General features: G+C 63.6%; 25 protein-coding genes. 1 reads left to right on the forward strand and 24 read right to left on the reverse strand.

Annotation, left to right across the window (positions count from 1 at the left end):
• The first annotated feature begins 226 nt into the window (after positions 1-226).
• Positions 227-3,172: an MEDS domain-containing protein gene (locus tag EYW42_RS13690; protein WP_135535854.1), complete on the forward strand. Its 2,946-nt coding sequence runs from the start codon at positions 227-229 to the stop codon at positions 3,170-3,172.
• A 600-nt stretch (positions 3,173-3,772) separates the two neighbouring features.
• Here EYW42_RS13690 and secY read toward each other — a convergent pair.
• Genes secY through EYW42_RS13810 form a run of 24 tightly spaced genes read right to left on the reverse strand, consistent with a single transcriptional unit; the run spans position 3,773 to position 17,208 of the window.
• The gene (gene secY, locus EYW42_RS13695; protein WP_135535855.1) at positions 3,773-5,209 is read right to left on the reverse strand and encodes a preprotein translocase subunit SecY; all 1,437 of its coding nucleotides are present in this window, start codon (positions 5,207-5,209) and stop codon (positions 3,773-3,775) included.
• Positions 5,210-5,212: 3 nt separating this feature from the next.
• Complete coding sequence (locus EYW42_RS13700) at positions 5,213-5,710, reverse strand: uL15m family ribosomal protein (protein ID WP_135535856.1); 498 nt, start codon at positions 5,708-5,710, stop codon at positions 5,213-5,215.
• A gap of 2 nt (positions 5,711-5,712) precedes the next feature.
• Positions 5,713-6,177, reverse strand: coding sequence for a 50S ribosomal protein L30 (rpmD, locus tag EYW42_RS13705; RefSeq protein WP_135535857.1), 465 nt, complete (start codon positions 6,175-6,177; stop codon positions 5,713-5,715).
• On the reverse strand, positions 6,177-6,827 hold the full coding sequence (locus EYW42_RS13710) for a 30S ribosomal protein S5 (RefSeq protein WP_135535858.1): 651 nt from the start codon (positions 6,825-6,827) through the stop codon (positions 6,177-6,179). The genes rpmD and EYW42_RS13710 overlap by 1 nt, the downstream gene beginning before the upstream one ends.
• Positions 6,824-7,375 carry a 50S ribosomal protein L18 gene (locus EYW42_RS13715; protein WP_135535859.1) on the reverse strand — a complete coding sequence of 184 codons (552 nt, stop codon included), beginning with the start codon at positions 7,373-7,375 and terminating at the stop codon, positions 6,824-6,826. The genes EYW42_RS13710 and EYW42_RS13715 overlap by 4 nt, the downstream gene beginning before the upstream one ends.
• Positions 7,375-7,824, reverse strand: a complete 450-nt coding sequence (locus EYW42_RS13720) for a 50S ribosomal protein L19e (protein WP_135535860.1) — start codon at positions 7,822-7,824, stop codon at positions 7,375-7,377. Before EYW42_RS13720 ends, EYW42_RS13715 begins: the two co-directional genes overlap by 1 nt.
• Positions 7,817-8,527, reverse strand: a complete 711-nt coding sequence (locus EYW42_RS13725) for a 50S ribosomal protein L32e (protein WP_135535861.1) — start codon at positions 8,525-8,527, stop codon at positions 7,817-7,819. The genes EYW42_RS13720 and EYW42_RS13725 overlap by 8 nt, the downstream gene beginning before the upstream one ends.
• Positions 8,528-8,530: 3 nt before the next feature.
• Positions 8,531-9,064: a 50S ribosomal protein L6 gene (locus EYW42_RS13730; protein ID WP_135535862.1), complete on the reverse strand. Its 534-nt coding sequence runs from the start codon at positions 9,062-9,064 to the stop codon at positions 8,531-8,533.
• Positions 9,065-9,066: 2 nt separating this feature from the next.
• Entirely contained in the window at positions 9,067-9,459 is a 393-nt protein-coding gene (locus EYW42_RS13735; RefSeq protein ID WP_135535863.1) for a 30S ribosomal protein S8, read from the reverse strand.
• Positions 9,460-9,461: 2 nt separating this feature from the next.
• A complete protein-coding gene (locus EYW42_RS13740; protein WP_135535864.1) occupies positions 9,462-9,644 on the reverse strand; it encodes a 30S ribosomal protein S14 in 183 nt (60 codons plus the stop codon).
• Positions 9,641-10,168 (reverse strand): 50S ribosomal protein L5, encoded by a 528-nt coding sequence (locus EYW42_RS13745; RefSeq protein ID WP_135535865.1) that lies wholly within the window; start codon positions 10,166-10,168, stop codon positions 9,641-9,643. Before EYW42_RS13745 ends, EYW42_RS13740 begins: the two co-directional genes overlap by 4 nt.
• Complete coding sequence (locus EYW42_RS13750; RefSeq protein WP_135535866.1) at positions 10,165-10,881, reverse strand: 30S ribosomal protein S4e; 717 nt, start codon at positions 10,879-10,881, stop codon at positions 10,165-10,167. Before EYW42_RS13750 ends, EYW42_RS13745 begins: the two co-directional genes overlap by 4 nt.
• Positions 10,878-11,234 carry a 50S ribosomal protein L24 gene (gene rplX, locus EYW42_RS13755; protein ID WP_135535867.1) on the reverse strand — a complete coding sequence of 119 codons (357 nt, stop codon included), beginning with the start codon at positions 11,232-11,234 and terminating at the stop codon, positions 10,878-10,880. Before rplX ends, EYW42_RS13750 begins: the two co-directional genes overlap by 4 nt.
• Positions 11,231-11,629, reverse strand: a complete 399-nt coding sequence (locus EYW42_RS13760; protein ID WP_135535868.1) for a 50S ribosomal protein L14 — start codon at positions 11,627-11,629, stop codon at positions 11,231-11,233. Before EYW42_RS13760 ends, rplX begins: the two co-directional genes overlap by 4 nt.
• The gene (locus tag EYW42_RS13765) at positions 11,629-11,982 is read right to left on the reverse strand and encodes a 30S ribosomal protein S17 (protein WP_135535869.1); all 354 of its coding nucleotides are present in this window, start codon (positions 11,980-11,982) and stop codon (positions 11,629-11,631) included. The genes EYW42_RS13760 and EYW42_RS13765 overlap by 1 nt, the downstream gene beginning before the upstream one ends.
• The gene (locus tag EYW42_RS13770; RefSeq protein ID WP_135535870.1) at positions 11,973-12,389 is read right to left on the reverse strand and encodes a ribonuclease P protein component 1; all 417 of its coding nucleotides are present in this window, start codon (positions 12,387-12,389) and stop codon (positions 11,973-11,975) included. The genes EYW42_RS13765 and EYW42_RS13770 overlap by 10 nt, the downstream gene beginning before the upstream one ends.
• A complete protein-coding gene (gene rpmC / locus EYW42_RS13775) occupies positions 12,389-12,604 on the reverse strand; it encodes a 50S ribosomal protein L29 (protein ID WP_135535871.1) in 216 nt (71 codons plus the stop codon). Before rpmC ends, EYW42_RS13770 begins: the two co-directional genes overlap by 1 nt.
• Positions 12,604-13,560, reverse strand: coding sequence for a 30S ribosomal protein S3 (locus EYW42_RS13780; RefSeq protein WP_135535872.1), 957 nt, complete (start codon positions 13,558-13,560; stop codon positions 12,604-12,606). Before EYW42_RS13780 ends, rpmC begins: the two co-directional genes overlap by 1 nt.
• Entirely contained in the window at positions 13,560-14,024 is a 465-nt protein-coding gene (locus EYW42_RS13785; protein WP_135535873.1) for a 50S ribosomal protein L22, read from the reverse strand. The genes EYW42_RS13780 and EYW42_RS13785 overlap by 1 nt, the downstream gene beginning before the upstream one ends.
• Before the next feature lie 7 nt (positions 14,025-14,031).
• Positions 14,032-14,457, reverse strand: coding sequence for a 30S ribosomal protein S19 (locus EYW42_RS13790; RefSeq protein ID WP_135535874.1), 426 nt, complete (start codon positions 14,455-14,457; stop codon positions 14,032-14,034).
• Positions 14,457-15,179: a 50S ribosomal protein L2 gene (locus EYW42_RS13795; protein WP_135535875.1), complete on the reverse strand. Its 723-nt coding sequence runs from the start codon at positions 15,177-15,179 to the stop codon at positions 14,457-14,459. Before EYW42_RS13795 ends, EYW42_RS13790 begins: the two co-directional genes overlap by 1 nt.
• A gap of 2 nt (positions 15,180-15,181) precedes the next feature.
• Positions 15,182-15,439, reverse strand: a complete 258-nt coding sequence (locus EYW42_RS13800; RefSeq protein WP_135535876.1) for a 50S ribosomal protein L23 — start codon at positions 15,437-15,439, stop codon at positions 15,182-15,184.
• Positions 15,436-16,188 carry a 50S ribosomal protein L4 gene (gene rpl4p, locus EYW42_RS13805; protein WP_135535877.1) on the reverse strand — a complete coding sequence of 251 codons (753 nt, stop codon included), beginning with the start codon at positions 16,186-16,188 and terminating at the stop codon, positions 15,436-15,438. The genes EYW42_RS13800 and rpl4p overlap by 4 nt, the downstream gene beginning before the upstream one ends.
• 3 nt (positions 16,189-16,191) lie before the next feature.
• Positions 16,192-17,208, reverse strand: coding sequence for a 50S ribosomal protein L3 (locus EYW42_RS13810; protein WP_135535878.1), 1,017 nt, complete (start codon positions 17,206-17,208; stop codon positions 16,192-16,194).
• Position 17,209 lies beyond the last annotated feature (1 nt).

Below are 17,209 nucleotides of genomic sequence, written 5' to 3' on the forward strand. Positions count from 1 at the left end.
AATAGCTCATTTCCCCATCTACTGAACGAAGGTAGTAACCCGTTTCCCGTGTGCGGACCGAACCGGACAACAAAACTAGATGTCGGATCCAATTCACTGCTCCGTGCCGTTCATCGAGTCATCTGTCCGCACACTGAAAACCCCCGCAGTGAACGGGTGACGTTGGTCCTTCGACGACCCGGTCCGACCTGCGGCGAGGACGTGCTGATTTCGACCACTCTACACCATGCTAACTTCAAAGAATGCCGATCGTACTGACGTACTGAGTCTCGAAAGCGGTCTACGAGCCCTTCAATCGAGTTCTGAGTTCCGCGGGCCCGTCGAGGAACTCGATGGACACGAGTCCAACGACCATCTGGCGCTCATCTACGAGAACCAGACGGAGCAGTTCGCGGCCGCGGTGCCGTTTACGCGCCAGGGGCTCGAACGCGACGAGCGGTGCCTGTACATCGTCGACGAGAACTCGAAAGAGGACGTGATGACCGCGTTACGGGAGGGCGGCGTCGACGTCGACGCCGCGCTGGAATCCGGGGCGCTGACGATCCATTCGAAGCAAGATACCTATCTCCGGGACGGGTCGTTCGACCCGGACGAGATGATCGAGTTCCTCTCGGAGACTATCGATGCGGCCCAGGAGGAGTACGAAGCGCTTCGGATCACCGGCGAGATGACGTGGATCTTGGGCGACGATCCCGAAATGGACGACCTGATCGAGTACGAGGGGAAACTCAACCGACTCATTCCCGACGAGAACTGCATTGCGCTGTGTCAGTACAATCGAAAGCGGTTCCCGGCAGAGATCATCCGCGACATCGTCAAATCCCACCCACATCTGATCTACGACGGGATGGTCTGCCAGAACTTCTATTACACGCCGCCCGAGGAGTTCTTCGGCCCGGAACGGCCGGATCGCGAGGTCGATCAGATGATGCGGACGCTCGGTGACCGCACCGAGGCGCGGACCACGCTCCAGGCTCGCGAGCGGTCCCTCCGAACCCTGTACGATGCGATGTCCGACCCGGACCTCTCGTTCGATGAGAAAATGACTGCACTGCTGGAGGTGGGGCGCGAGCGGTTCGGCCTCGACATCGGGTTCTTCGCGCGGGTCGACGACGAGACGTTCGAAGTAGTCGACGTTGTCGGATCCCACGACGAGATCCAGCCGGGGTCAGTAGCGACTCTGGAAGACACCTACTGTCACCGCCTACTCGGTTCGAGTGATCCCCTCGGCGTGACGGACGCGCCGTCCCAGGGATGGAAAGGAGACCCTGCGTACGAGAAGTACGAACTCGACGCGTATCTGGGAACCACCGTCACTGCTGGGAAGGACACGTACGGAACGCTGTGTTTTGCCTCCAAAGACTCACACAGCGGGACGTTCACCGACGATGAGTACACGTTCCTCGAATTCATGGGCCAGTGGCTGAGCAACGAACTCGAACGGACACAGCGGGAGGACCGGCTGGCGGCGCTCAACGACCTAACACAGGAGTTGATGAACGCCAAGACGGCCGCGGAGGTAAGCGACTACGTCATCGACGCTGCAAGCGATCACCTCGATCTTACCGTCGCGAGCGTCGCGCTGTACGATCCCGCGGACGGATCGCTGGAGCCCGAAGCGTCGACCGACCACGCAGCGGATCTGGTTCGGGCGACGTCCGCGTTCGACACGGGGCAAGGGATCGGTTGGCAGGCGTTCGCCGAGAACAATCGAAAGCAAACGCTGGACCCACTCCGCAAGACCGACGAGGTACTCCACCCACGGGTCACGGAAGTCGTCGCCCTTCCGCTTGGTACTCACGGCGTGTTACTCGCCGGTTCGACCGGGAACGGCGGGTTCGGCCAGGCCAACCTCGAATTCGTCGAAACCGTCGCAGGCAACGTCAACGCGGCGCTGGACAGAGCCAACCGCGAACAGCAGTTGCACGAGCGCGAGAACCGCCTCGAAGAACAGAACGGATCGCTCGAACGGCTTCGACGGATCAATACGACCATCCGGCGGATCGACCAGGCGCTCGTCAGCGCGTCGGGGCGTGCCGAGATCGTCGACGTCGTCTGTCGCGAACTGACGGACGCCGGTCCGTACGAACTCGCGTGGTTCGCAAAGCACGACCCGGTGACCGGCGAGCTAACGCCGAACGCTTCTGCCGGCGCGAAGAACGGCTATCTCGATGCAGTTCACATAGATGCCGGTGGTTCTACCGAGGGTGGCCCCCCGTCAGTCCGGGCAGCCAGAACAGGGACGCCCCAGATCGTAAACAAGATACTCGAAGACCCGCCGTTCGAGCCGTGGCGACGGGCGGCGCTCAGTCGCGGCTTTCACGCTGTCATCTCCTTACCGCTGGTCCACGAGGAGACGCTGTTCGGCGTTCTCACCCTCTACGCCGACCAGGCAGGCGTCTTCGACGACCTCGAATGGACCGTCCTCGACGAGTTGAGCGACACCATCGCGTACGCTATCAATGCCGTCGAGAGCAAGAAGGCGCTTGTCAGTAACGAGGTGACGGAGCTGAAGTTCTCCCTCTCGGACACCGACAACGGTATCGTCGAACTGGTGGACGAAACCGGCTGTGAGTTCGCCTACGAATACGCTGTTCCGCAGGCAAACGGCAGAGTACGCGGTTTTTTCACGACCTGCGGCATCTCCCCCGGCGTCGTTCGGGACTACGTCTCCAGTTTGCCCGTCGACGGGCTCAAACTCCTTTCGGACCGAACTGAGGACGGGAAACAGATCTGTCTGTTCGAGGCAGAACTGACCTCGGAAAGCCTGGTCGATACCGTTCTGGCACACGGCGGCCGGATCAATGAGTTTCAGGTGACGGACGACGACGCGATAGTCTCGTTGCACGTCGCCGCCGACGCCGAGATCCGCGAGTTCGTCTCTGCGTTCAAAGCCGAATGCCCGGCCGCGGAAGTCACCGCCAAACGAACCCGTGAACGGCCGGAACGAACTCAGACCGAGTTCCATGCCACGCTGACCGACGAACTCACAGCGCGTCAGTTAGAGACGATACAGACGGCGTATTTCAGCGGCTACTTCGAGAACCCCCGGACCAGAACCGGCAGCGAGATAGCAGCGAGCATGGACATCACCCAACCGACGTTCAACAACCACCTGCGCGCCGCACAGCGGAAACTGTACCGCCAACTGTTCGAGGCGAAGTCGAGGTAGCGGCCGAGTCGATCCCTTTTCTACCGAGCCGTAACGTCCGGACTGTTCGAGTCCCGAGCGAGCGCCAGGAGCAGCAAGGTGCGGTCAGAACGGGGTAGAACATACTGTTACTTGCACGCAACGTGGAGCGTGAACGTTGCCCACTCTTCCGGATCTGAATCCGCAGGCCCTCGAGTACGTCATCAGTGACGGTCCCCAGTTCGGCCGATTCGAATGGGTCACCGAGGGTTCGACCGGACCGCGGTACTCGCAGTCGCTTACCCGGTCGTGGGCGTCGGTGTCCTGAGTGTGTGGTGGAGAGAGCAAAGCTACAGAAACAGAACGTCGCGACTGTCGTCTTCACACAGCCACACCGTTCCGTTCGGTGTCGGAACCGGGTCAGAGCTGTCCGACCTCAGTACGGGATACTCGGTGTTCACGCCGAGGGAGACTGTCTCGACGAGATCCGGCAGTTCGCCCGTGACGCGGAGAAACGCGAAACCAACAGTGAGACTCGCCAGTCACCGTGAACGATACGACTCGTCTCGTGAAAGAAAAAGCGAAACGCCGTGGTCGGGCGGAAATGCCCGCCGACCAACTCCGAACGGGCCGGGGCCTGTTCTACCCGAACATCTGGCGCATCATCGGGTGCATCTCCATGAGTTGCTCTTCTGCGATCTCCTCGTACAACTTGTACGTGATAGAGACCGTCAGCAGCAACCCGGTACCGGAGACGCCGCCGATGGTGCCGAGCATGTTCGCCATGACCGCGAGCAGTCCGACGAGAGCGCCGCCGATGACGGTGACCTGCGGAATGTACCGCTCCATCACCTTCTCGATGACGCCGATGTTCTGTCGGAAGCCGGGGATCTGCATCCCGGAGTTCTGGATCTGCTTCGCCGTGGCTTCGGGGCCCATGTCGGTCGTCTCGACCCAGAAGATGGCGAATATCGCTCCGCCGACGATCATGAACGTCAGGTCGATGCCGATGCGGATGAGCACCTGCCAGGTTTCCTGTGTGACTCCGGACCACCACATCCAGTCTTCCGGTCGCTGGATCGGTGCAATGTAGTAGAACAGGCCGCCGACCGGCTGGCCGTCGGCGTACACACCCAGCCACGATGGCATCTCCATCGTACTCTGGAGGATCTGTCCGAGGAACTGCAGGTTCGCCTGCAGCGCGCGGACGAGGATCATCGGCAGGACGCTCGCGTAGATGAGTTTGACGGGGAAGCGACCACGTGCGCCTTTCACGCGAGCGTGGCTCAGGGGTATCTCGACCCGGACGCTTTCCGCGTACACGACGATTGCGAAGATGAGCAACGTCGTCAGCAGCGCGAGCAGTTGGCCCTCGCCGAGGATCAGCGCGTACAGACCCTGACCGGCGATGGGACCGATTGCGGTCTCGCCGACGGCGATATCGTACCAGCTCATCAGCAGGCCGTTCGAGCCGATGAGACCGCCCATCAGTCGCTGGCTCACGCCAGCGATGATGAACAGGCCGATCCCGCTGCCGACGCCCCACTTCGAGATGATCTCGTCCATGAACAGGATGAGGATACCGCCGACGATGATCTGGCCGAATATGACCCACTGGACGGCACCCGGTCCGAGCGACGTACCGCCGAGATTGATCGTTCCCGCGGGCAAGAAGCCGCCGGTGAACACCATCGGCGCGGCAGTGAGGACCGTCATGACGAGGACCAGCACCTTCTGGAGACCCTGATACAGGATCTGGTCGCGCGGGTCGTCGGTGTCTAGTCCGAGCAGATTCGCACCGCCGAGCAACTGCAAGACGATGCTCGCAGTGACGATCGGTCCGATACCGACTTGCAGGACCGACCCCTGCGACCCGGCCAGGATCGACCGGAACTGTTGATAGATGTCACCGCCACCGCCGGTCGCGAGACCGTACAGCTGTACGTTCGTTAAGAAGAAATACAGCACCAGTACGCCCGCGGTCCAGCCTAGTTTCCGTTTGAACGGTACGTGCCCTTCCGGTCGCTCCACAGAGGGCATGCGGGTAAGGACCGGTTCGGCAGCCTCCTTCCATCCCATGTCTTACTCTCCGTCTTCGTCGGCTTGGGATACGTCTTCTGGTTCGTCGTCGGCCGTTTCGGCGCGGTCGCTGAGAACGGCCTCGCCGCCCGCTTCCTCGACGAGCGCGCGAGCGCTCGCGGAGAACGCGTCGGCGACGACCGTCAGTTCGTTGCGGACCTGTCCGTTACCGAGTACCTTCACCGCGTCGGCCTCGTACCCGTCCTCGACGATGTCGCGTACGTCGAGTTCGTAGCCGCCGTCGGTCTCCTCGGCGAGGTCGTCCGCCGCGTAGACGACGGCGTCCTCGTCGAGTTTCTGGACGTCGATAGTCAGGACCTCCTCCTGAACGGACTGCGGCCGTTTGAAGCCGTGTTTGCCGAGCGGTTCGTAGTTGTGGAACTCGTGCTTGTCGCGGCCTGCGCGCCCGCGCCCGCCCCGATGGCCGGCGCCGCGGCGGTTCTTGTGACTACCGCCGCTGTGCGTTCGAGAGCCGCGCTGGCGTCGTTTCTTACTGGTCATTGTTATCGCATCGATGTGAGGAGGTCGTCTATCTCCTCGGTCGTGTGTTTCCCGAGTTGGCCGCCCTCCGCGGTCGGCTTCTTGACGCCCTCGTGGCCCTTCCGCGGGGCGTGCAGGCGAAGCACCGGCGCGAGGCCTTCGTCTCGGAGGGTCGTCTCCTCGTCGACGAGAGCGGTCGCGAGAGCGGTGATGTCATCGTACTCGGTGTTCTCGTCGATCCACTCGTCGTCGACGTCGGCGTCCCCTTCGAGCGGTTCCGCTCGGGTACGCAGCAGCGTCTCGACGGACTCCTGACTCGGCTGCCCGTGAGCGACGTAGTCGTTGACCTTCGTCACCATCCCCTCGTACGTGGGGGTTTCCGGCACTAGAGCGCAGTGGTTCACCGCGTGGATGTTGAGCATCTCCAGGGTGTCCTGGATGTCGTTGTTCATGTCGACTTCGCCGCGGACCTGAACGACCGCCTTCATTATTCGATCACCTCTCGCTGCTCGAAGGCGTGTTGCGGGACGCGCGCCTCGGCCGTGTTGCGAAGCGCGTTGAACGTCGCCTTCGCGAAGTTGACCGTGGTGCGCGTGTTCCCGGAGCTGCGTGTCCAGGCGTCCTCGATCCCGGCCAGTTCCAGCACGTTACGGACCGTCTCACCGCCGGCGAGACCCAGACCGCGCGGGGCGGGCCGGAGCTCGACCTCGACGCTGCCGGCCTTGCCCGTGGCGCGTAGCGCAACCGTGTGCGGACGGCCACAGCCACACTCCCAGGACCCGCAGCCGCGGGAGACGTTGATGATGTTCAGCTTGGCGATACCGATCGCCTTCTGGATGGCGGCACCGACCTGGTCGTCGCGACCCTCGGCGTACCCGACGAACCCGTCGCGGTTGCCGATGGCGACGACACAGCGGAACTTCACGCGCCGTCCGGAGTCAGTCATTCGCTGGACCATGTTGATGTCCAGCACTTCGTCTTCCAACCCCGGCAGGAGCTGGTCGGTGACTTCCGGCTCCTTCAGCGGGAGACCGGAGTTGAGGGCGTCCTGCATCGTCGTGATCTCGCCCTCCTGTACTTGCTTTCCGAGCCGGGTGACGGGTTCCCAGCCGCTATCGTTGTAGTTATCGCCGCTCATAGCTCTTGGAGTGTTTCGCGCACTTCGTCGAAGTGCTCCGGCAGTTCGGTGGCGTCGAAGTCCCCGCTGTACAGCGGCTCGTCGAGCTGTTCGGCGTACTCGGCGATGTGTTCGCCGCGGTTACGCGACCAGTCAGCGAGCACGTCATCGCTGTGAGGGATCTCGAGGCCAGCGTCTATCGCACCTTCCTGAATGGCGAACACCTTGTTTCCGGGTGTCGCCGTGTTGAGGCCGATGTCGAGAACCGCTTCCTCAACATCCGCGTCTAACGCGCGCTTGCCAGCGAGAAACCCGGTCAGGTACGCGGCGGGCAGGTTCCCCGTGGGAGCCTCCCAACCGTGTTCCGCCAGGTCGCTGGAGTGTGCGCTCGCGATCGTTTCGTCGCCGTCGGGGCCGGGGGTCACCAGCTGCGCCGTAGTGTGCTTGTTGCTCTTGCGAGCGACAAGCCGGGGTTTCCCGGATTTCAGCAGGCGCAACCTCTGATGGTAATCTGTCCGGACCTCACGGCGGCGCCGCATCGGCACCTTGTATCGTGGTCCTGTCGCCATTATTGGTCTCCGTAGTGGTCGTCAATGTAGTTCAACAGGCGCTGAACGCTCCGGAACTCGCCGCCGCGAGACTTGTTGTAGAGGTCTCGGTACTGCGAGGACGTGATCTCGCCCTCGGCGCGGAGTTCCTTCAGTTTAGCACGCTGTGCGCGAATCCGTTCCTGCCAGTCGTCTTTGGGGTCCTGTCGAGCGCCGGCGGTCCCCTTCCGGGAACCGGGGCCCTTCTGGTGGCCGTACGAGCGCTTCTTCTGGCGCTCGCGTGCGCGACCCCGCGAATTGCCCTGCTTTTCCTCTGCCTGAATCGTTCCCTGGTCTACGAGCTCGCGGATGTCTTCGCGGGTGATCGCCTCCGCGATGTCGCCCTGGGCCTCGGGGTCGAACCAGACGCGGTTCTTCCCGACATCCAGCACGTCGGACGCGAGTCGCTTCTGTGCGGATAGGTCACTCATCGTCTGTCACCTCGACTTCCACGTACGTCGGATTGAGTACGCGGATGTCCTGGTCTTCGGCCTGTTCTTCGATCCGCTCGCGCTTGCGAGCACCGACCTTCGAGGCGATGCGGACCGCCTCGCGGTCGCCGTCGACGCCCTCGAGGTCGTCGACGTTGTGAACGTGTACCTCTTCGAAGCCGCTGGGGTGCTTGCCGCGCACCTCGGTCGGCGTTCGGAAGCCGGCCTGGACGGTGTCGCCCTTGCCTTTGATGCCGCGGCGCTGCTTGGAGAGCGTACCGCGGGGGCGTCGCCACGACGTGGACACGCGCTTTTTCTTGTGGTGGTCCTGGCGGTTGAACTTCGGCTTACCGACGCGCTTGCGCTCGGTAAGCAGCCGTTCTTCTTCCTCGCTCAGGTCCGGTTTCTTCTCTGCGAGACCGCGAGGCTGGAGTTCGGTTTCGACCTCCTCTTCGGCTTCCGCCTCTTCCTCGGTCTCGTCTTCTATCTCCGCCTCGGTCTCCTCGGTGACTTCGAGGTCGCCGACGTCGGCCTTGATACGGGCGGCGAGCGCGTTACCCACGCCGTCCGCCTGAGCCAGTTCGTCCTGGCTCGCGCCTTTCACGTCTTCGACCGAATCGAAGCCGGCGTCTCGGAGGGCGTCAGCCTTGCTCGCGCCGACGCCGCTGATGTCTTCGAGTTCCTCTGGTTCTTCGTCTGCCATCTATCAGGCACCTCCTGTCGGCTTCTCGGTGATGTACACGCCGTCCTGGAAGACGCGGGCGTCCTTGTCCGTGACGCGCGTGGTCTGTTCGATGTCCGCGGCGGTCTGACCGACGTCTTCGATGTCGGGGCCGCGGAGCACGAGTTCCTCGTCGTTCACTTCGACCTCGGTGTCGCCGTGGACCGGCGTTCGCCGAGGCGCTTTCTCGCCGAGGAAGTTCTCGATGACGACCTCGTTGTTCTCGACGTTGACCTGCATCGGGAAGTGAGAGTAGAAGACTTCCATCTTGTACTCCCACCCCTCGGTGACGCCGTGGAACATGTTCTCGACGTGGCTCTCGAACGTGCCGAGCGTCGACATGGTCTGGGCGTCGTCCTCGTCGCTCTCGATGACGACGGTGTCGCCGTCGACCGAGACCGACACGTCGGGGTACCAGAGGCGTCGCGTGATACTACCTTCGGGTCCCTCGACGGTAATGTCGAGGTGGTCTACCTCGGCGCTTACCTCGTCCGGGATCTGTAGTTCTGTTCGCGGCATTGTTAGTAGACGTATGCGATGACCTGGCCGCCGATGCCCTGGTCGCGGGCCTCGTAGTGGCTCATTACGCCGTGACTCGTCGTCACGATGAGCGCACCGTAGTCGCGGGCGGGGAGGAACCGCTTCTCCCACTTCTCGAACTCGTCCGCGCCCGCGGAGTAGCGGGGCTTGACGGGGCCACAGTCGTTTATGGCGCCTTTCAATTCGACCTCGAACTTACCGGCTTTGCCGTCTTCGACGAACTCGAAGCCGTCGACGTACCCGCGGTCGTACAGGACCTCGAGTACATTGCCGATCTCGTTCGAGGCGGGTTCTACCTCGTATGTCAGATGTCCCACGCTCTCGGCGTTGTTAAGCCCCGAAAGCGCGCTACTGAATGGATCGTTTCCTGCCATTGTTATCGGTACTTGTTGAAGCCCATGCTCCGGGCAACTTCGCGGAAGCACTGTCGACACAGCCAGATGTCGTACTTGCCGACGAGGCCCTGCTTACGCCCGCAGCGCTGGCACTGCTCCATCTGCTCGGTGCGCTTTGTGGCGTGCTCGCCCGTAGCGTCGGCTTCGTTCTCACTTTCACTCATTGGTCGATCTCCACGTTGAACTCCGACTCCACGAAGGCGACTGCATCGCCTTCGTCGAGGCGGTGGCTCGACGGGATCGAGCGGGTGGCCTTGTCGCGCTTGGAGACGCGGTAGCCCGGACGCACCAGGTTGACAGTGACGTCCAGCCCGTAAATCCCGACGCTCGGGTCGTACTCCTGACTCGGGAACTCAGTGTGTTCCTCGACGCCGAAACTGAAGTTACCGGTGTCGTCGAACTGCGACGCGGAGACGTCCGCGAGCGGCAGCGACTTCTCCAGGAACTCGTCGGCGTCCTCGCCGCGAAGGGTGACCTTCGCGCCGATGGGGTCGCCCTTCCGGATGTTGAAGTCGGCGTTCGTCGCCTTCGCCTGGGTTCGAACGCTCTGCTGGCCGGTGACCTCTTCGAGGATCTCCTCTGCTTTGGCGAGTTCTCGACCGCCCTCGCCGACGCCCATGTGGACGACGACCTTCTCGGTCTGGGGGCGACGCATCTCGTGGAACTCGGCGTCGTCTGCCTCGCTCATTCTGCGTCACCTCCGTCCGAGTCGTCGCCCGTGAAGTTCTCGTCGATGACGACGACGTACTCCTCGATCGTCTCGAAGGAACCGTCGTCCATTTCGACGACAACGTTGTTCGAACCGCTGCCGGGCGTGACCTGAATCTCCGCGATCTCGCCGATATCGCCGGCGTGCTGACCGCGAACGGCCGTCACGAGCGCCCCTTCCTCGTACGGGAAGTGAGCGACGACCTCGTTGGTGTCGTTGTCGACGACGATCGAGTCGCCGCCGCTGTACTCGCTGGCGTCTATGCTCAGGTTCTGTCCGTCGTGGAGGTTCACCTGCGTCTCCCCGCCGGGGACCTGCTGCTTGTCCTCGATCTTGCTCAGTTTGCTGCCGGCGGCTTCCTCGTCGACGGGGGTCAGCGAGAGCCGACCGCCCTCGTCGGGGAAGACGCGGTAAAACTCTTCGCGCTCGGTAAAGGCCAGGATGTCGAACATCCCGATCGGTCGACTCTCGTCGGAGACGGCGTCGCCGTTGACCAGAACTGCGTCCTGGTTCAGGGCGTAGCGTGCTTCCTTCTTCGAGTCGACGTAGCCGAGCACGTCCCGCAGAAGGATGACGAGCGGTACGCCGTCCTTGCCGTGCGGGCCTGCGCCGGCCGCCGTCGTGAACGTCTCCGTCTTGCGTTCGACCGGCCAGGACTTCGGAACTGACAGTCGTTTCTGGTGTTTCGTCATTCGCTATCACCTTCCAGACGCGCCTCTCGGCGCTCGTCGTCCAGGTTCAGGTCCGTCACGCGGAGGTTGCTCGCGTCGAGCGGCCGCGGCACTTCCTCGCCGTCGGCTTTCTCCTGAGTGACGTCCTCGACGTGAACGGCGGCGTCCTTGAGGTCGACGTTGACGACTTCGCCGTCTTCGCCTGCGAAGTCGCCGCGCATGACCTCGACGGTGTCGCCTTCGTTCACGCGAACGCGCCGGGTGTCGTACTCCTCGCGGAGGTCGGACGACAGCGTCGCGTGGACCTGCTTGTGTCGCTCGTGGAGCGACGCTTCCGCGCTCTGGTTTCGCTGTTTGCGTGGTTGTCGTGTCATACTATCATCGTCGCCGTGCTCGCGATACTTCCGAATCGCTCTGCGACTTCCCGCGCGATGGGGCCTTTGATCTCGGTCCCGCGCGGCTCCTCGTTCTCGTCGATGATGACGGCCGCGTTGTCCTCGAACTTCACGCGGGTGCCGTCGGGTCGACGGATCGCCTTGCGCTGACGAACAATGACGGCCTCGAGCACCTGGCGACGCATCTCGGGCGTCCCCTTGGTGACTGAAACCGTGATCTTGTCGCCGATGCCGGCTTTCGGGTGGCGGTTCTTCGCGCCGGAGTACCCCGACACGCTGGTGACTTTCACCTCGCGCGCACCCGTGTTGTCGGCACAGGTCAGCAGGGAACCTTTCTCCAGTCCCTGCGTCACGTCAGCCTTGAGTGCTTCCATCAGTCGTCACCTCCCTCGCCGGCAGCTCCGGCTTCCGCTGGGATCTCCTCGACGACGACGTGACTCTTCGTCTTCGAAAGTGGTCGTGTCTCTGCTATACGGACCGTGTCGCCTACTTCCAGACCCAGGCACTCGGGTGCGTGGGCCGGAACGCGCGACCGTCGCTTCATGAAACGGTCGTACTTCGGCACTGTGACGTCGTACTCTCGTTCGACGATCACGGTCTTGTCCATGTCGGTGGAGGCTACCTCTCCCTCGAGGATCTGGCCGCGCACGGAAAGGGTTCCGTGGAACGGACAGTTCTCGTCGGAGCAGGTTTCCTCCGGTTCCGGTACATTCAGTCCTATCGCCATAATGAATCTCCTGTGTTCTCGCTTCGTCGGGCGGGTTGTGAGAGCAGTCGTGCTCCATCCACCGTAACGTGGGCCGCGTCGTTGCCGGAGTGCCCGTTGGCACCGTCTGCGTGCCCCTCGGCACGTTCGTCGTCCTCGTCGGGACGACCCGGTTCCGACGCAGTCCCCGCAGTCCTCTCGGACGCGGCGGCTTCATCTGTAAGCGTGAACTCGAACGTCGAGTCCTGTTTCGGCACCTGTCGCACCTGAGACGCCCCGTTGTCGCGACTCTCGATATGCAGCGTCTGCGTCGTCTCGATCACGACACGCCCCGCTATCCCGACGAGGTCGGGGTTCGCGGCGTCGACGACCTCCACGAGGAGGCCGTTGAGTTCGTGTCGTGGGAGCGTCTCTGGTGTCAGTGCCATTATTCTGCGTCCGTGTCGTCGTCTTCTTCGTGCTGGATCGTCTTGATGCGAGCGATCGTCTTCCGCAGCTCGCTGATGCGACCGGGGTCTTCCGGCGCACCACCCGCTGCCTGCACGGCCTTCGCGTTGAGAAGCTCGGTTTCGAGTTCCTCAAGCTCGCTGGCACGCTCGGCGGGCGTCATCTCGCGGATCTCTTCGGTGTAGAGGATAGCCATCAGGCGTCACCTCCCTCGTCTTCGTCGTCGGACTCCGCTTCCGCGTCGTCCATCTCGTCCATCAGCTCGTCGGCCTCCTCCTCGACTTCCTCGTCGAGTTCTTCGAGTTCCTCGGCGATGTCTTCTTCCTCGCCACCGGGGACCTCGACGTCTTCGTCCTCGAACTCCTCGGTCGGGGCCTCCGCAGCCTCCTCGATGACCTCCTCCTCGACGACTTCTTCGTCGGGCTCGGCGGTCTCGTCGGTTTCGGCCTCGGCCTCGCCGAGGTCCTCCGCGACCTCGCCCTCCTCGGGCTCGTCGAGCAGGGCTTCGACGCCCTCGTCGGCCTCGATGTCTTCGGGAACGAGGTCTTCGATGTCGGCGTCCTCCTCGATGCGGAAGTCGTCGGGGAGCTGAGCCTCCGGCGGGATGATCTTGACGTCCACGCCGATAGTGCCGAGTTTCATGACCGCGACGCCCTGACCGTGGTCGACGATCGTCTCGGCGGGCTCACCGTTGTGCTTGATGTACCCGTCGTTGAACTTCTCAACGCGCGAGCGCGCGCCGGTCACTTTGCCCGAGAGGACGATCTCGGCACCCAGTGCGCCGGCATCCATGATGCGTTCGAGCGTGGTGTGGCCGGCTTTCCGGAAGTACCAGCCGCGTTCGAGCGCGTTCGCCAGGCGGTCGGCGACGATCCGGGCGTTCAGGTCGGGTTCGTCGACCTCCTGAACGTCGATCTGCGGGTCTTCGAGGTTGAATCGGTCCTCGAGTGCCGTGGTGATCTTCCGGATGTTCTCGCCGCCCTTGCCGATGACCATCCCCGGCTTCTCGGCCTTGAGGACGATCTGCGTACCCATCGGCGTGTGTGCGACGTCCATCCCGCCGTAGCCGGCGCGACCGAGTTCGTCCGCGAAGAACTCGTCTATCTGGGAGCGCTGCAGGCCGTCTTCGATGAACTGGTGTTCGTCTGCCATTATTCGTCACCCTCCTCCGCCAGGATCAGTTCGACGTCGACCTCCGGCGTGTTCCACGCGGACGCCCGGCCCATCGCTCGGGGCTTGCGTCCCTGGGACTCGCCGACCTTGTGGGCGGCGACGTGCTCGATGACCATCTCCTCGCCGTCGAACCCCTGATGGTCCGCGTTGGCAACGGCGTTCTCGATGAGGTCGAGGAACTCGCCGCTGGCTTTCTCCGGGTAGCGACCCGCGTCCCAGCCGTCGATATCCGACCGGTGACCGACACCGGAGTTGTGCTGTTTGAACGGGACCGACTGGTCGCCGTCGACGACCGCCTGGAGGAACTCCTCGGCCTCGGCGGCGGTCTTGCCCTTGATAGCTCGGGCGATCGCCTTGCTGTGCTTGTGACTCATGTGACGCTCCCGGAGCATTGCTTTCGCCGTCTCGTCCGGGTCCGCGTCGACGCTGTAGTTGATTCCCATGATTGTATCACTTCAGCGGCACGAACTTCGAGGAGCGTGTCGCGCCGATACCGGCCTGACCGTGTTCGACGGAGGTCCGCGTCAGCTGGAACTCGCCGAGGTAGTGGCCGATCATCTCGGGTTCGACCTGCACGCGCTCGAAGCCCTGGCCGTTGTGGACGGCGAAGGTCTTCCCGACGAACTCCGGCAGCACCGGCATGTCGCGAAGGTGCGTGCGGATGGGGTCGTTCGCCGACTCCTCGTCGCCTTTCGTCTGTGCTTCCTCGCGGAGTTTCTCCTCCTGCACGGTGAGGCCGCGTTTGATGGTTCGCCGCTGTCGAGCGGGGAGCAGTTCCGCGACTTCCTCCAGGCTCATGTCCTGCAGTTCGTCCAACGTGTGACCGCGGTAGGTGAACTCACCTTCACGGCCGGTTCGGTATTCGGAATCAGACATCAGTTGTCACCTCCGCGTCCCGTGCGCCGGGACGAGATGTCGCCGACCTTGCGGCCCGGCGGGGCGTTGCGGGAGATGCTCTTCGGTTTGCCCGGGTGCTGGCGGCCACCGCCACCGAACGGGTGGTCGACGGCGTTCATGGCGACGCCACGAACGTTGGGCCACTTCGTGCCGCGGGCTTTCATCTTGTGGTACTTGTTCCCCGCTTTGACGTGGGGCTTCTCGGTGCGGCCACCGCCGGCGACGACGCCGACGGTCGCCCGGCACTCGGGGTCGAGTCGCTTGACCTCGCCGCTCGGCAACTGGACGACCGCGGCGTCGCGGTCGTGGGTGATGAGGTCGCCGCTCGTCCCGCTGGCGCGGGCGAACTTGCCGCCGTCTCCGGGCTGACGCTCGATGTTGCTGACCGGAACCCCTTCCGGGATCTCGGCGAGCGGGAGCGTGTTGCCCGGCTTGATCTCGGCCGAAACGCCGATCTGGATCTCCTCGCCGACGCCGATCCCCTCGGCGACGAGGATGAGGCGTCGGTCGCCGTCCTCGAACTCGACGGCAGCGACGGGTGCGCTCCGGGCCGGGTCGTGCTCGATGTCGACGACCGTGCCGGAAATCACGTCGCTGTCTTCGGCTTTTTTGTGCGTCAGGTCCGCCTTGTAGCGATGCGACGGGGCTCGGAACGTCGAGCCACCGCGACCGCGTCGCTGTCCTTGAATTCTCCGTCCCATTGTTAGAACACCCCGATACGGGAGGCGACTTCCTGCGCGTCGTCCTCTTCGGCGAGTCGGACGGTCGCTTTCTTTCTCCCGTTCATCGTGACTTGGGTGTTGACTTTCTCGACGTTGATGTCGAACTGTTCCTGAACGGCCTCCTTTATCTCCGGCTTGGCGGCGTCCAGGTCGACGATGAACTGGAGCTTGTTGTCGAAGTCCATCTGGTTCATCGCCTTCTCGGTGACCAGCGGGTGGACGATGATGTCTCCCGTCATCGGGAGGCCACCTCCTCAACGGCGCTCTCGGTGAACACCGTTAGTCGACCGCCTTCCGCGCCGGGGGCGAGGTCTTCCGCGTTGACCTCGGCCGCCGTCGCGACGTCAGCGCCAGCGAGGTTACGCGCGGCCTTCGACGGGCCGGCCTCGTTGGACGTGACAAAGAGGATCGACCGCGGCGTCTGGTACTTGCGGCCGCGGGTCTTCCCGCGACCGGAACGGACTGAACGGCCCTCGTCGGCGCGTTCGATGTCCTCGTGAACGCCGAGGGATTCGAGCGTGTCGACGACCGCCTGGGTCTTGACGAGTTCCTCGAACGAGTCGCCCACGACGAGCGGCAGGTCGAGGTCGTCGTCGAACTCGTGGCCTCGCTCGGCCACGACGTCTTCGTCCGCCGTCGCCGCGATGGCGCTGCGGACTGCCTGTTTCCGTTCCTTGTCGTTGATATCTAGCGAGCGATCCTTCTCGGACTTCGGCGGGTGGGCCGGGCGGCCGCCCACGGTCTGGGGCACGCGTCGCCCCTGTCCGTTCTCGCGCGGGACGTGGGCCATGCCGCGGCCGCTCCCTTGCGACTCGGCGGGCGTTCGCATGCCGGCGTACTCGTCCGCGCCGTAGTCCTGTTTTCGGTTGGCCTGGGCGGCGAGCACGGCTCGCTTGATGAGGTCCGGTCGGTAAGCCGACTCGAACACCTCGGGGAGGTCGAGCGTGCCGTCGTCCTCGCCGTCCAGGTTACGGATTGTTGCTTGCATTGTTTACCCCTGATTCGATTCGGTAGAGACGTAGCGCACCTCGGGATCGAGGCGCGGTTGGTCGTTCGGTCGGACGGCCGGTCGGAGGCGTACGAGACGCTGCTCCGGACCGGGGACCGAGCCTTTCACGAGCGCGTACGGGCCGTCGACTTCGCCGTAGTTGACGAAGCCGCCGTCGACCGACGCGTCGTCGCCGTCACCGATGTCGATGAGGCGCTTGTTCAGTTCCGTACGCTGGTGGTAGCCAGTCTGGCCCTGCTGCGGGACCGTCGAGCGAACGCGGGAGGGGTTCCACGGGCCGAGGTTACCGATCCGGCGCCGCCAGCCCTGACGGGCGTGTTTCCCTTTCCGCTTCTGGACGCCCCATCGCTTGACGGGGCCCTGGGTACCTTTCCCTTTCGTGATGCCGCTGACGTCCGTGTACTCGCCGGCGCGGAACACGTCGTTCATCTCGTGTGCGCCGCCGTCGGCCACGATGTCGAGGGCGAAATCGGCGCGGTCCTCGATGGAACCGCCGCCGACGCGCGTCTCCATCACGTCGGGCTTTTTCTTCGGAACGCTCTGTACGTCGTCCGGTACGGTGTGGGTGATGACGCGGATGTCGGCGACGTCGCCGGCCTCGATAGCGTCGCGGAGTTCGTCCTCCGCGGCGTCAGCGTTGTACTCCTCGGGAACGTCCAGGACGCGGTCGAGTTCGTCGTGGAACTCGTCGGTCCAGACTTCCGTTATCGGTTTCTTTCCGTACGCGGTGTCTTCGTACGCTCGCAGGGCGACGGCGCGCATCGGCGGCGTCTCCACGATGGTGACTGGGACGGTCTCCTCCATCCCTTCGCGGGGGGAGTCTGACTCGTCGTTGATCATCACCACGTGGGTCATGCCTGCCTTGTAGCCGGCGAAACCCTGGAGCGCTGGCTGTCCGTCATCGTCCGGCCACGAATTGAAGCGCGGAACTTCACTCTCCGCGCGCTTCCGCGGACCGAACCCCAGCGAGCCTTTGCGTGGTCTGCTTGGTTGTGGCATT

The organism is Halostella pelagica (genome assembly GCF_004762015.1).
In the GTDB taxonomy this organism is placed as follows: Archaea; Halobacteriota; Halobacteria; order Halobacteriales; family Natronoarchaeaceae; genus Halostella; species Halostella pelagica.